The sequence below is a fragment of the Streptomyces sp. NBC_00083 genome (genome assembly GCF_026343295.1).
GTDB lineage: Bacteria > Actinomycetota > Actinomycetes > Streptomycetales > Streptomycetaceae > Streptomyces.
Genome location: NZ_JAPELY010000005.1, coordinates 1 through 12,901, shown reverse-complemented (window position 1 = coordinate 12,901; position 12,901 = coordinate 1). Strand labels below are relative to the sequence as shown.

General features: G+C 67.6%; 8 protein-coding genes and 1 pseudogene. 5 read left to right on the top strand and 4 right to left on the bottom strand.

Going from position 1 to position 12,901, the window contains the following annotated elements:
* Nucleotides 1–50: 50 nt before the first annotated feature.
* On the bottom strand, nt 51–866 hold the full coding sequence (locus OOJ98_RS32705) for an alpha/beta fold hydrolase (RefSeq protein WP_267058759.1): 816 nt from the start codon (nt 864–866) through the stop codon (nt 51–53).
* A gap of 288 nt (nt 867–1,154) precedes the next feature.
* On the opposite strand from OOJ98_RS32705, the gene OOJ98_RS32700 reads away from it, so the two are divergent.
* Nucleotides 1,155–4,997: a type I polyketide synthase gene (locus OOJ98_RS32700; protein ID WP_267058758.1), complete on the top strand. Its 3,843-nt coding sequence runs from the start codon at nt 1,155–1,157 to the stop codon at nt 4,995–4,997.
* Between the two features lie 203 nt (nt 4,998–5,200).
* Nucleotides 5,201–5,812, top strand: coding sequence for a TetR/AcrR family transcriptional regulator (locus OOJ98_RS32695; RefSeq protein WP_267058757.1), 612 nt, complete (start codon nt 5,201–5,203; stop codon nt 5,810–5,812).
* An 83-nt stretch (nt 5,813–5,895) separates the two neighbouring features.
* Here OOJ98_RS32695 and OOJ98_RS32690 read toward each other — a convergent pair whose 3' ends face one another.
* Nucleotides 5,896–6,384, bottom strand: a complete 489-nt coding sequence (locus tag OOJ98_RS32690) for a PaaI family thioesterase (RefSeq protein ID WP_267058756.1) — start codon at nt 6,382–6,384, stop codon at nt 5,896–5,898.
* A 534-nt stretch (nt 6,385–6,918) separates the two neighbouring features.
* Here OOJ98_RS32690 and OOJ98_RS32685 point away from each other — a divergent pair.
* On the top strand, nt 6,919–7,557 hold the full coding sequence (locus tag OOJ98_RS32685) for a TetR/AcrR family transcriptional regulator (protein ID WP_267058755.1): 639 nt from the start codon (nt 6,919–6,921) through the stop codon (nt 7,555–7,557).
* 999 nt (nt 7,558–8,556) lie between these two features.
* Here the strand turns inward: OOJ98_RS32685 and OOJ98_RS32680 are convergent.
* Nucleotides 8,557–8,922, bottom strand: coding sequence for a hypothetical protein (locus tag OOJ98_RS32680; RefSeq protein WP_267058754.1), 366 nt, complete (start codon nt 8,920–8,922; stop codon nt 8,557–8,559).
* 202 nt (nt 8,923–9,124) lie between these two features.
* Between OOJ98_RS32680 and OOJ98_RS32675 the strand changes: the two are divergent.
* Both OOJ98_RS32675 and OOJ98_RS32670 read left to right on the top strand, forming a co-directional pair.
* Nucleotides 9,125–9,908, top strand: a pseudogene (locus OOJ98_RS32675) (LacI family transcriptional regulator); the annotation flags it as partial.
* 933 nt (nt 9,909–10,841) lie between these two features.
* Nucleotides 10,842–12,098 (top strand): DNA cytosine methyltransferase, encoded by a 1,257-nt coding sequence (locus OOJ98_RS32670; RefSeq protein WP_267058753.1) that lies wholly within the window; start codon nt 10,842–10,844, stop codon nt 12,096–12,098.
* Here OOJ98_RS32670 and OOJ98_RS32665 read toward each other — a convergent pair.
* A partial coding sequence (locus tag OOJ98_RS32665; protein WP_267058752.1) for a hypothetical protein occupies nt 12,019–12,901 on the bottom strand: 883 nt, incomplete at its 5' end. The genes OOJ98_RS32670 and OOJ98_RS32665 overlap by 80 nt on opposite strands.

The following is a 12,901-nucleotide window of genomic DNA, read 5'->3' as shown; positions in this document are numbered from 1 at the left end:
GGTCGCGAGGGCCGGGAAGGCCCCGGGGGCGCGGTCCGCGGACGCCGCTCTCAGGCGCCGGCGTGCTGCGTGAGGAACGAGCCGAGCACCTCGGCGAACCCCTGGGGGTCCTCCGCCAGGGCGTTGTGGCCCGTGTCGATCTCGGCGTAGGAGGCGCCGGCTATCCCCTCGCGCAGCAGCTGCTGCTGGTTCGCCCCGCAGACGCGGTCGTGGGTGCTGGCGAACACCAGGACCGGCGCGGTGATCCGGCCGAGCAGCGGACGCAGGTCGACGGTGAGGCCGACCTCGAACTGCCGGGCGGTGCCGGGCTGGCCGTTCTCCGCGATCTGCTGGACGAGCTTCTCGTGCGAGGCCCGGTCGGTCGCCGCCCAGTAGCGGGGGCCGAGGGTGGCCAGCGGGAACATCTGCGGGACCAGTGAGGTGCCCAACTCGGCGTCGGTGCGCAGCAGATCGAGGCAGTAGCGGAAGTCGGCCGTCATCCGCTCGTCGGTGTACGCCCAGCCTGCGTGCGAGACGACCGAGCGGACGCGCTCGGGGTGGTCGGCCGCCAGGCGCAGCGCCACCACCGCGCCGAGGGAGTGGCCGGCGATGTGGAAGGTGTCGAGCCCGGCGTGGTCGGCCACCGCGAGGACTTCGGCGACCAGGTCGTCCAGGGTCAGCGGTCCGCCGTGATCGACCGTACCGCCGGAACCGGACAGATCCGGGGTGACGACGGTGAACTTCCCCTGAAGTTCTTGCACTTGCTCGTCCCAGGCTTCGCCACGGGTTCCGGTGCCGTGCACCAGGACCAGAGCCGGGCCGCTGCCGTGGATGCCGTACGCGACGTCGGCCTCGCCGCCGTTGATCCGTAACCCCGTACTCGGCATGTCTGGTGCCTCCTTGAGATTCGTCAACTGCCGGACAAGATGGCACCACGAGTCGAGGTTAGATGCAAGTATCACTTTTTACTGGAAGCCAAGGAGGCGAGCGACCTGAGTCACACCCGCCGGGAGGGTTCGCGAGGGTCCTGAGAGAGCGGCGCAGGTGGGGGGCGTAGTCGGTGTCCAGCGGGTCAACTAGGCGGTGTGGGTTCAATCTTGACCTCGCATCAATGATTGGACGACTATCTCTCCTGCAGCACCGATGCTTCGCTCGCACGAAGGCAGGTACGCCTCATGGATCAGCCCGAAGTAGCGTCCGACCGCTCGATCGCCGTCATCGGCCTGGGGTGCAGATTTCCCGGGGCCGCCAACGCCGACGAGTTCTGGGAGCGTCTGATCGGCAAGGCCGACAGCGTGACGGCGATTCCGGGCGACCGGTACGACGCCGCCGCCTACCACGCTCCCGACGGGGCCACCCCGGGCAAGTCGGTTTCGGCCAGAGGCGGGTTCATCGACGACCCCTTCGCCTTCGACCCCGCGTTCTTCGGCATCTCGCCCGCGGAGGCCCGCACCATCGACCCCCAGCACCGCGTGCTGCTCCAAGTCGTGTGGGAGGCGCTGGAGGACGCGGGCGTCCGCCCGTCCGCCCTGGCCGGCAGCCGCACCGGTGTCTTCGTCGGGCAGGCGACCTCCGAATACGGCGACGAGCACCGGCCGCTGACCGAGCAGGACATCCGCCGCACCATCGGCAGCCAGTTACGGTCGATGGCCGCGGGCCGCATCTCGTACGCGCTGGACCTGCGCGGCCCGAGCGTCGTGCTCGACACCGCCTGCTCCTCGTCGCTGGTCGCGGTGCACATGGCCCGGCAGAGCCTGCTCACCGGGGAGAGCGACTTCGCCGTCGTCGGCGGCGCCAACGTGGTCCTCGCGCCCCGGGACTCCATCGCCTACTCGCAGGCGGACATGCTCTCGCCGGAGGGCCGCTGCGCGTTCGGCGACGCCGATGCCCGCGGGTTCGTCCGCAGTGACGGCGTCGGCGTCGTGCTGCTCAAGCGCCTCGCGGACGCCCGGCGCGACGGCGACCAGGTCCTCGCGGTGCTGGCCGGCAGCGCGGTCAACAACGACGGCCGCAGCAGCGGGCTGCTGGTCAAGCCCTCCGTCCCGGGCCAGGCCGACATGCTCCGCGATGCCTGCCGCAGCTCCGGGATATCCCCGGCCGACCTCAGCTACGTGGAGGCGCACGGCACCGGCACCTCGGTCGGCGACGCGGTCGAACTAGCCGCACTGGCACGGGCGTTGGGCTCCGACCGCGCGCCGGACCGGCCGCTCAGGATCGGTTCGGTGAAGAGCAACATCGGCCATGCGGAGGCAGCAGCCGGCATCGCAGGACTGATCAAGACCGTCCTGATCGCCCGCACCGGCGTGATCCCCGCATCGCTCCACGTGAACCGGCCCAACCCGCTGCTCGAAGACCCGCGGTCGCCCCTGCACGTCGTCACCGAGAACGAACCCCTGGAGGAGCGCGACGAGACGTACCTCGGGGTCAGCTCCTTCGGCCTGTCCGGCACCAACGCCCATGTCGTCGTGGCCCGTCACCCCCGCGACAGCACCACCGCGACCACGCCCGACACCGCCGACGGACGCCCCCACCTGCTGGTGATCAGCGCCCGTTCGGAGCAGTCCCTCGACCGCCTCGCGACGGCCTACGCCCGCCATCTGCGACCCGGCGGCGCGGGCCACCACGAGCCGCTGAGCGAGATCTGCGCCGCCGCCGCACTGCGCCGCGACCACCACCCGTACCGGATGTGGGTGATCGGCCACAGCCGCGAGGAGATCGCCGGCCGGCTCGACGCGCTCGCGGCCGGCGAGGAGATCACCGACGGCGGACGCGGCGAGGCCGGCTTCGGCCCGCGCCGGCAGACGGTGTTCGTCTTCCCCGGACAGGGCGCGCAGTGGCCCGGCATGGGACGCGGCCTGCTCCGGGCGTTCCCCGCCTTCCGCGAGCGCATGGCCGAGTGCGACGCCGCGATCCGGCGCGAACTCGGCTGGTCCGTGGTCGAGTTGCTGGAGAGCGCGCACGAGGAGTTCCCCGGCGAGATCGACGTGGTCCAGCCGGCCCTGTGGGCGATGGAGGTGTCGCTGGCCGCCCTCTGGGCCGATCTCGGCGTCGATCCGTCCGCGTGCGTCGGGCACAGCATGGGCGAGACCGCCGCGGCCGTGGTCGCCGGCGCCCTCTCGGTGCCGGACGCGGCCGCGGTCATCTGCCGGCGCAGCCGGCTGATGCGCCGGCTCGGCGGCCGGGGGCGGATGCTGGCCACCGACCTGTCCCCGGACGAGGCCGAACGGATCGCGGAGCGGTCGTCGGGCGCGCTGTGCGTCGCCGTGGAGAACTCACCGCGCTCCACCGTCCTGGCCGGAGACCCCGGACACCTCGCCGCGCTCGCCGAGGACCTGACGGAACGCGGCCGGCTGGCCCGGTTCGTCAACGTCAGCGTCGCCTCGCACTCCCCCGACATGGACCCGCTGCGCCCCGGGCTGCTCGCCGCCCTGACCGGCCTCGCACCGCGCGCCACATCGCTGCCGCTCCATTCGACCGTGCGCGCCGAGCCCGTGCCCGGCACGGCGCTCACCGCCGCGTACTGGATGGACAACCTGCGGCGCCCCGTGCGGTTCGCCGGTGCCGTGGAGCAGTTGGCGAAGGAGGAGGAGAGCGTCTTCCTGGAGATCAGCCCGCACCCGCTGCTGACGTCGGCCGTCGAGGAGACCCTGGACGCGATCGGCGCCCCCTACCTCACCGTCGCCTCCCTGCACCGCAAGGAGGACGAGGCCGCCGAACTCGCCCGCGCGGCCGGCCGCCTCCACGCGTCGGGCGCGGTCGTCGACTTCGCCCGGTGGTTCCGGCGCGGCGCGCGCCCCGTGCCCCTGCCCCGCTACCCCTGGGACAACGAGCACCTGCGGGAGGCGCCGCCCCAGCCGCAGCCCACCGGCTACACCTACGAACGGCCGCTGGGCGCCGAGGCGTTGGGGATCTCGTTCCGCGGCACGGCCGTGGTGCCGCCGATGCTGTACGTCGACGCCGTGCTGAGCGCCGCGCGGTCCGAACTCGGCGGTCACCACCGGATCGAGGACATCAGGCTGAGCGGAGGGCTGGTCGACCGCGCCCAGGCGCACGGGGCCTCCCTGCGGATCACGCTGCGCCCCGAGGGCGCCGACCACCTCGCGACGGTCCAGCTCGTCGCCCCGGGACCGGCGGGCGCGCCCGCCAGGACCTGCCTGACGGCCCGCGTCACGTCGTCCCCGCGCACCGGCGGCGGCACGGGCGAGAGCCTGGACGCGCTGCTCGCGCACTGCACCGCGTACCTGGCGGGCCCGGACTTCTACGACGAGATCCGGGGGTACGGATACGAGGTGCCCGGCGACCTCGCGGGCGTCTGCCGGCTCTGGCGGCGGGACGGCCGGGCGGTGGCCCGGATGCGTCTGTCGGCCCCCGGGCACCCCGCGGCGTGGGAGATCCTGCTGCAGCCGCTGCTCGCGGTGCTGCCCCGCACCGGGCCGGACGGCGCGAGCTACACCTATCTGCCGGTCGGCGTCGACTCCCTGACGGCGCACGGCGATTACACCGATCTGACGAAGCCGGTGTGGAGTTCGGCCGTGCTGCACCCGGTCCCGCACGACGGCTCGGCGCCCTGGGACTCCGTCGTCCGGGCGGACGTGGTGATCCACTCCGACGACGGGGGACACGTCCTGGCGGAGCTGCACGGCGTCCAGCTGCTGCGGCTGACCGGCCAGGCGGGCGCGGAGGAGGCCCGGCCCGCGGCGCCCGAGCGGGATTCCGCGGCGCCCGAGCCCGCACCGCCGGCGCCCGAGCCCGCGAGCCGGCCCGCACCCGGGCCGGCCGACGGCGCGGAGCCGGCCGCCGACGGCGAGACGGTGGTGCTGACGCACGCCGCGGCCCTGCTCGGAATGAAGCCCGAACGCATCGACCGCAGACGCCCGTTGCGCGAGCTGGGCCTCGATTCCATCGCGGCCGTCAAGCTGCGCCAGCGCATACGGACCGCCCTGGGCATCGACCTGCCCGTGGGGCGTCTGCTCGGGCGGGAGAGCATCGGCCAGCTGGTGGCATCGACTGAGATGTAAATGAATACCTTGCATCAAAGTTAAATTCTGGTATAAATCTGTAGAGGAGAACTGTGCCCAGCCCTACGGGCCTTCACGCGCCACATCGTCATGAGGCCCACTCCCTTGTCGCTGGAGAGCGAATGTTTGCTGAATCGCCTGTTGCGCCGACCGCATCCGTCGCACCCGTCGCCACGGGCCGCCGCGAACGCAACAAGCAGCGGATGAGGGCACGTATCTTCTCCGCTGCCCTGAGCCTGTTCGCCGAGAAGGGCTTCGAGCAGACGAAGGTCGACGACATCACGGAGCGCGCCGATGTCGCGCGCGGCACGTTCTTCAACCACTTCCAGCACAAGGAAGAGCTCGTCACGACCTGGAGCAGTCAGCGCCTTACGCGATTCGAGGAGAAGCTGCGGCAGGGGGCCCCCGTGAACGACGACCCGGGTGTTGCCCTCGGGCGGTGCATGTCAGCGCTCGTCGAGGTCAACGAGGAGGAGCAGCCAGGGCTCAACCGGGTCATGCTCACCTCGTGGGTGCGGGCGGGCCTGCCCATCACCGAACCGCCGCGTACGGCCGAGGTGTTCGCCAACGTGATCCGGACCGGGGTGGCGGAGGGCCGCATCAAGTCCGGCGTCGACCCCGTCCAGGTCGGGTACCTGCTGCGGGACGCCTACTTGGGGGCGCTGTTCCGCTGGTGCCGCGGCGACCTGAAGGGCGACGGGGCGGGCCTGGCCGCGGAGTTGCAGGGCATCGTGGACTTCCTGCTGCCCAGCATCGTCAGCGACAGCTCCGTCGCCGACGACACGGCCGGCGGCACGGCCGGCGGCACGAAGTAGCCGGCCGCCGGGGGAGCGCCGCGCGCCCCCGCCCCCGCGGCCCGGCCGCCTCCCGCGCGCCTGCTCCTGTGTCTCCCCCTCGCCTACTCCTGCGGGACCGCGTCGCGGATGAGGCAGGTCAGGCGGGACGTGCAGACGCGCCGCCCCTGTTCGTCGGTGATGACGACCTCGTACGTCGCCATGGTGCGCCCGCGGTGGACCGGAGTCGCCGTGCCGGTGACCGTTCCCGAGCGCATCCCCCGGTGGTGGGTGCAGCTGAGCTCCACGCCGACCGCCACCTTCTCGGGGCCGGCGAACAGCGTCGCGCCGATGGAGCCCAGGTGTTCCGCGAGGACCGCCGATGCGCCGCCGTGCAGGAGGCCGTACGGCTGGGTGTTGCCCTCCACAGGGAGGGTGCCGACGACACGGTCGGAGGTGGCTTCGAGGAGTTCCACGCCCATCCGGTTGCCGAGGTGTCCGCCGGCGAACATCGCTTCGAGGTCGACGCCCGCGTCGGCGAAGCGGCTGAGCACCTCGGGCGGGATCTTGGCCCCTGTGCCAGGCGTGGTCTTCGTCCGGGTCTGCTCACCCATGAGTGCGGCTCCGATCGGCGTGGGGTCGAGAAAGGATCGCTCGTAGGAATTGTACTTTTTCACCATCCGTCTGGGGCGTCACTGTGATCGATGTCTCTCGGCAAAAAGGGCGGCGGCCGGAGTGGAGCGGTCTTGCCCGGACGGGTCATCTGCCGTTGCGGCAAGGCGAGTTGGGCCGATCCGGACAACAGGCGTGGCGTCGCCGCCCACGGTTCGGCGGTCAATCGACGGATGAGCCAGGTCCGTTGGGCAACACGGCTGCAGGGAGCGGGCGTTCGCGGCGGAGTTCGCCGGGGTGCTGGGCGTGGAGCCGGGAGCGTGAGATCCTCCCGTGCCGGGCGGCGGCCTCGAAGCCGGCCGGGGGCGCGGCGCCGGTGGCCCGGACCCGCCTCGCCTGACACAAAGCTGGTATATTACTCTAAACTTAAATCCTAGTACACCCGCGGGCTTGTACGGGCGCCATGTCGGTGGCCGAAGAGCTCCCCACCCGTGGAGCAGGGCTTAGGCACCGACACCCTCGCCACAGGAGAACGCATGTCCGACGAAACGTCCGTCGCCCTTGTCGCGACGAGCCGCCGGGAACGCAACAAGCAGCGGATGAGAGAGCGGATCTTCTCCGCCGCCCTGAGCCTCTTCGCCGAGAAGGGGTTCGAGCAGACCACGATCGACGACATCACCGAGCGCGCCGATGTCGCCCGGGGCACGTTCTTCAACCACTTCCAGCACAAGGAAGAGCTGATCAGCACCTGGAGCAACCAGCGCAGGGAGCTGCTGGAGGACAAGCTGCGCCAGGAGGTGCTCGCGGAGGCGGACGTGAGCAAGGCGCTGGGCCGATGCATGGCGGCGCTCGTCGGCATCAACGGCGAGGAAGCGGCGGAGCTCAACCAGATCATGCTGATGTGCTGGGTCCGGGCGGGCCTGCCGATCACCGAACACCCCTACACCGCCGAGGTGTTCGCGGACGTGATCCGCACCGGCATCGCGAGCGGCCAGATCCGCGCCGGCACCGAGCCCACCCAGGTGGGCCACCTGCTGCGCGACGCCTACCTGGGAGCGCTGTTCCGCCTGTGCCGGAACGACCTGAAGCGCGTGGACCTGGGAGTGGAACTCCAGCGCGTCCTCGACCTGGTCCTGCCCAGCATCCTGACGAAGAGCCCCGGCCGCCCGGCCTGACCCCGGGGCAGTCACACCGGGTCGCGGGTGCGGCGGCGACGCCGAGCAGCGGCCCCCATGCGACGCACGATCAGGCAGCAGAGGTTCGTCACCCACTCCCCTCCCAGGGCGCGATGCCCGATTCGGCGTGCAGCGTGGTCCGACGAAGAGCACGCCGTAGACCGTGAGCAGGCGAGCGAGCCCAGCGCGGCGGGGACCACGGCGGCCGGTACGGAGACGCGGCGTCCGCCCAGGACCGGGACCCGCCGCGTCCGCACCAGCGCCGGCCTTCCTGCCGCCGGGCCTCCTGCACCACGCACAACGCGGGCAGGATGAGGTCCCCCAGCCCGGCAGGAGCATCGAGCTGTACGCGGACTTCGCCGGGGACTTCGCCAGGCCGAGCGGCACACCGACCACCACGGCGAAACGCCAGAGCCCGGACGGCACCGAGGCCCATAAGGCCGCGGCCGCCACACGTTGAGCCCACAACGGGACGGGTACGGCGGTCGCGGGCCGGGGGAGGACCGAGGACGGTGCGAGGGTGCGCATGAGGTGGCCCTTGTGTGGGGCCGGCAGTGATACCAGGTCGCCGCAGGCGGTCCAACAGTCGGTGCTGCCGTTGTCGTACGGGCTGCCCATGTTCCAGTCGTCGTCATCCACAGGCTTCACGAGACACAGGCCGCGGAACCCGAGAGCGATCTCTGGGCATGGCATCTAGTGGCCCTCGCCGAAGCCGACCCGCTTCACCGACTGATCGGGATCCAGGGCGACAGCCTCTCGGCCCCCCCGGATACATCGCGGATCCGCTGAAGAGTCCATCCCCGGGGTAGTCGCGCGTCGCGCGTCGGCCATCTACGGATGATCTCACTCGTCCAGGGTGGCGCCTGCCTCGTGCGCCGGTGCCACTCAGAGCTGTTGCATGTCGCAGCCGTTCGGGGTGCCTCGGGGCCTCCAGTACGGGGCAGGGCACCAGAGGCTCCATCCGGCCGGTCGCCCCCAGCGTGAGCGATCTGGCGCCGGTCAGTGTCCTGGGACAGGCCCTTGCCGACCAGGTCTCCCCACCCAGTTCTCGGGAAAGAGCGGCGCAGGTATCAACGCGGCGAAGGCGATCTGTGCCACAACCTGGAAGAACAGCGGCTCAGACGCGCTGGTGGCGAGGAGCGGCCACGCGCACAGGACCAGCGACATGCCTAGCAGCATGCGAAATCGGGCGACATCCATATGGCGATGCACCGATGCCGCGCACACCGCGATGAGCACGGTTGGTATGCCAATGAACAGCATCATGCCCATCCCCAGCGCCATGATCTCCAGGAACGTGTCGTCCCACCAGACCGTCTGTGAGACAGCGAGCCACGCGGCGCCGTGAAGGAGGAGATACGTCAAGACGCACCGCCCCATCCGCCCCAATACGCGCCCCACCCTGCGATCGGCAACCGCATCGATGGACACTCGGTACCCCCGCACTCTTGATATTTGAACGCGTTCAATCTAGCGCTCCGGTGGCTCCATGGCGAGAGTCCCGCTGCCCTGGCCCCAACCACTCTCCCCAGCTCCCATCCCGTCCGCCGTCACCCCACACACCGTGGAGCAAGCGTCGCTGCTGTCTGGGGGGATGACGAGTTCGTGGCGGTGGTTCTCAAGGGCTACACGGGGATGCGGTGGGGTGAAATCGTGGGCCTGGAGCGCGAGTTCGTGCGGTCCACGTCGCTGCGCGTGGAATGGCAGCTCTACGAGCTGGACTCAGGAGAGTTCGAGCGCTGCCCACCCAAGGACGACCTATCGCACCATCGACGCCCCGGCGTGGCTGTCTGACCTTGTGGCGGGCCACATCGCCAGGCGCCGCAGGGGCGAGGGTCAGGGTAGAGGCGGCCAGCGTGAACCTCGTATACGTCCGCGCCGGCCAGCCCAGCGAGACGGCAGAACACTGGCGCCGGAGCGGGTTCGGCACGTGGTTGTTCCAACCGTCCGCTACAGGGTGGTACCCGAAGAAGGCTCCGCAGGAAGCGCGGCCCGTGCCGGTGCTGGCCGCTCCGTGGCCAGGGGTCCCCGCGCGCGGGCGTAATGCCGCCGGCCGAGCGAACGCGTGCTGGCTTCCGGTCGCAGGGGGCCTCACCCCGCACGGACTCAGGCACACACACAAGACCGTCATGGAAGATCTCGGGACCCCGCCCAAGCTCATGGATGAGCGCTTGGGCCACGAGGACGGCTCCGTGCAGGCGCGCTACTCGCACATCACGCCGGGGATGAGGAAGCGGCTCATGGACGGGCTGACAGAACAATGGGAGGAAGCGCTCAGCGCCCGACTGGCCATGCATCCGCGGTCCCCGGCGCGTGCCCTCGACGCCATGCTGAAGGCCCGTCAGGGGTGACGCCGGGGGAGTGAGATTCCTTGATCCACTCCCCGTTCACTCCCCAGAAGGTCCACAACGCACATCAGGCCCGGTCTTCCGTGAAGGAAGACCGGGCCTGACCTGGTGTTTCGGCTGTCGGGGTGGCGGGATTTGAACCCACGACCTCTTCGTCCCGAAGCAACTCGGGGCGGCCGTTGTGCTTGGACTGCGGTGCCTGTCACCTGTGCTGTTGGTCCGCTGACGTCCACGGTTGTCCGCGGTTGTGCGCCGCGGTTGTCACGCAGTTAGACACTCAGGTGGCAGAGGCTTCCTTCACTCCCGCCAGGCGGAATGAGTCGGTCAGCGCTCCACATCTCCGTGCGCGTCCACAGTGATCGGAGTGGCCCGTCCCCTGGAAGTGACGAGCCAAGCAAGTACCTGCTCGGTCAGCGGGCCGTTGTTCGGTCCCTCCTCCTTCCAGTACGCGCGCCAGCCTTGTGCCGAGGCAACCTCGGAGGTAATCGACGGCGGGCCTACCTGGCTTTGAGTTCCTGCGATGGTTCTTCGGCGTCCGTGTGGATCCCGCCACCGTCCGACTGGGTCACGCAGCTAGATCACCTGTGGCGTCTTGTGTTCGGCTGTGGCATTTGTCTAAGGAGCGCCGGCGACGCTGCGATTCTGTCGCAACTACTAGTTTGCTGGACCTCGCGGGAGACGCGCAGCGTGCGCGTGACCGCGTTATGGAGCCTCATCACGCTCTCTAGTCATCCGCGTCAATGAACGGGATAGTGGCATGTTCATCCTGGCCCGTAGCCATGTGTCTCGACACAGCTCGCGAACGTGACCGAACCTGAGGGAATTTACTAGGCTACGTGCGTGTTTTATTTTCTGGTTGGGCCTGTTGTAGCGAACTGGGGTCGAACTCTGGGGTGTGCATTACGTTCCTACTAGCCCCTGAACGACTTGACTTAGATGACGGATCAAGGATATTATTTATTCTTAATAAGGGGAGATCAATTGTCGTCGGCTGACGCTTACTCCGTTGTGGATCTTTTTTCCGGAGGCGGAGGTATGAGCTACGGCTTTCATGCCCATTCGTCCTTCAAGATGTACGGTGCGGCGGATGTGGAGGTCGGTAAGCCTAGCACTGGACATGGTGCAATCGGCTGCAATGCCACCTATGAAGCGAATATCGATATTAAGCCGATGGCCGTGGACCTTGCTGCTATCGAAGCGGATGAACTTGCGGCACGCATTTCTCCATCAAGAGGGGTGGATGTCCTCTTGGCGTGCCCCCCATGCACCGGGTTCTCTCGCGCCGTGTCAAAGAACTGGGCGCAGGACGACCCTAGAAACTCACTTGTAGCAAAAGTGGCGGATCACGTGTCGGTCATGCGACCAAAAGTTCTCCTTATGGAGAATGTTCCGCAGCTACTCACCGGGAATTTTCGGCATCATTTCCAGGCCTTGAAGAGTTCTCTTGAGGGGATGGGTTACACAGTTCGAGCGTCATCGCACGTTCTGACAAGATTCGGATTGCCTCAGCAGCGTGATCGAGCTCTGGTGGTCGCGACAGCTCCCGGCCTCCCTATGTACACGCTCGAAGATATCTGGCGAGGATACTCAGTGCGTGAGCAAGCGGTGACAGTCCGGCGGGCTATCGGTCACTTGCCGGCAATTCGCTCTGGAGAGCAGCATCACCGCGACGAGAGTCACACCAGTAGTGCACTTGCGGGCGAATCTTTGGCGCGTATTGCAGCAATCCCCCATGACGGTGGGAGCTGGGCCGATCTTCTGCGCACTCCAGAGACGGAGAAGTATTTGATTCCGTCCATGAGGAAAGCTGTGGAAGCGGGCCGCCTAAATGCTTATTGTGACGTTTATGGCCGTATGTTTTGGGATCGCCCTGCTCCCACGATCAAACGTGAGTGCTCACACGTCGGCAATGGGCGTTACGCCCATCCCGAACAAGACCGGCAGTGCACAGTTCGCGAGTTGGCGATTCTGAATGGGTTTCCTGAGGGTTATAGGTTCATCGGTCAAAGTCGCAAGAATCTGTACCGTCAGATCGGTGATGCGGTCCCGCCGCTAATCTCTTTCCAGTTGGCCCACACGGCTTCCTGGATTCTTGGAGGAGAGGCGCCGGAACTCAAAGCGGCAATTCTTCCTGGCTCGACTCTTCGTGCTGATGACCTCGTTGTGGAGGAAGCTCAGCTTTTTCTGGCTTGATCAGTTCCGCAACATTCGGCGGTGTAGAGGCTGGCAGAGTCCAGTAGCCGTGATGGCGGCACTCCTTCAGGGCGTGCCAAATGCGAACCTTTTCGACGCTTGTGTCGAGCAGCATGCGGAATAGTCTATTTTGAGTTCCGGCGAGTGGATAGTCGGCTCCGAAGCTCTTTGCTTCCTTTCCCCCGCGAATTCCCTTCGAGAAAATCTCCGCATGAGTTTCATTCTGCAAGGCCAAATATAGAGTATTATGTGGAATCTCTTCAATGCTATAGGTGATCATGCTGCCTGTCCTTACGGCGCGCAGTACGACGATTCTGTCGTAGTCCAACAGACGCGGTGTCACCCTCTCGCGAATGTTTCGGGCGCAGTCCTCTGCCGTAAGGCTGTCCCGGATCCAAAGAGCTTCGGTTAGCTTCTCAACCTTGACCATGTTCCGGCTCATGGATTCACCCGACTCGGTCTTGAGTGACCATCGCTGGCCGGCGCCTTCGACATCGTATTTTGCTTGTTTTTGGTTAGGGTTCAATCGAGCTTCCGGATCGCCGGATGCGATCAAACATTGCTTGAATACGTACTCGAAATTCTCCTTATTCAAGGCTCGCTCATGCAAGGCGTGATGGACTACAAGAAAGAGGGACATTTCGTCACGAAAGGCTTCACTGACGAGGTCTGTGGCATCTCCAGAGCGAAATTCAATCTTTCGATGCATATTGCGCACAACGGACTCGATGGCCGCAAGCTGGCGAGTCTCCAGACCGTCCAAACCTGTAACGATTTGGTCTTTGATGCTCTTGGGGTCAACG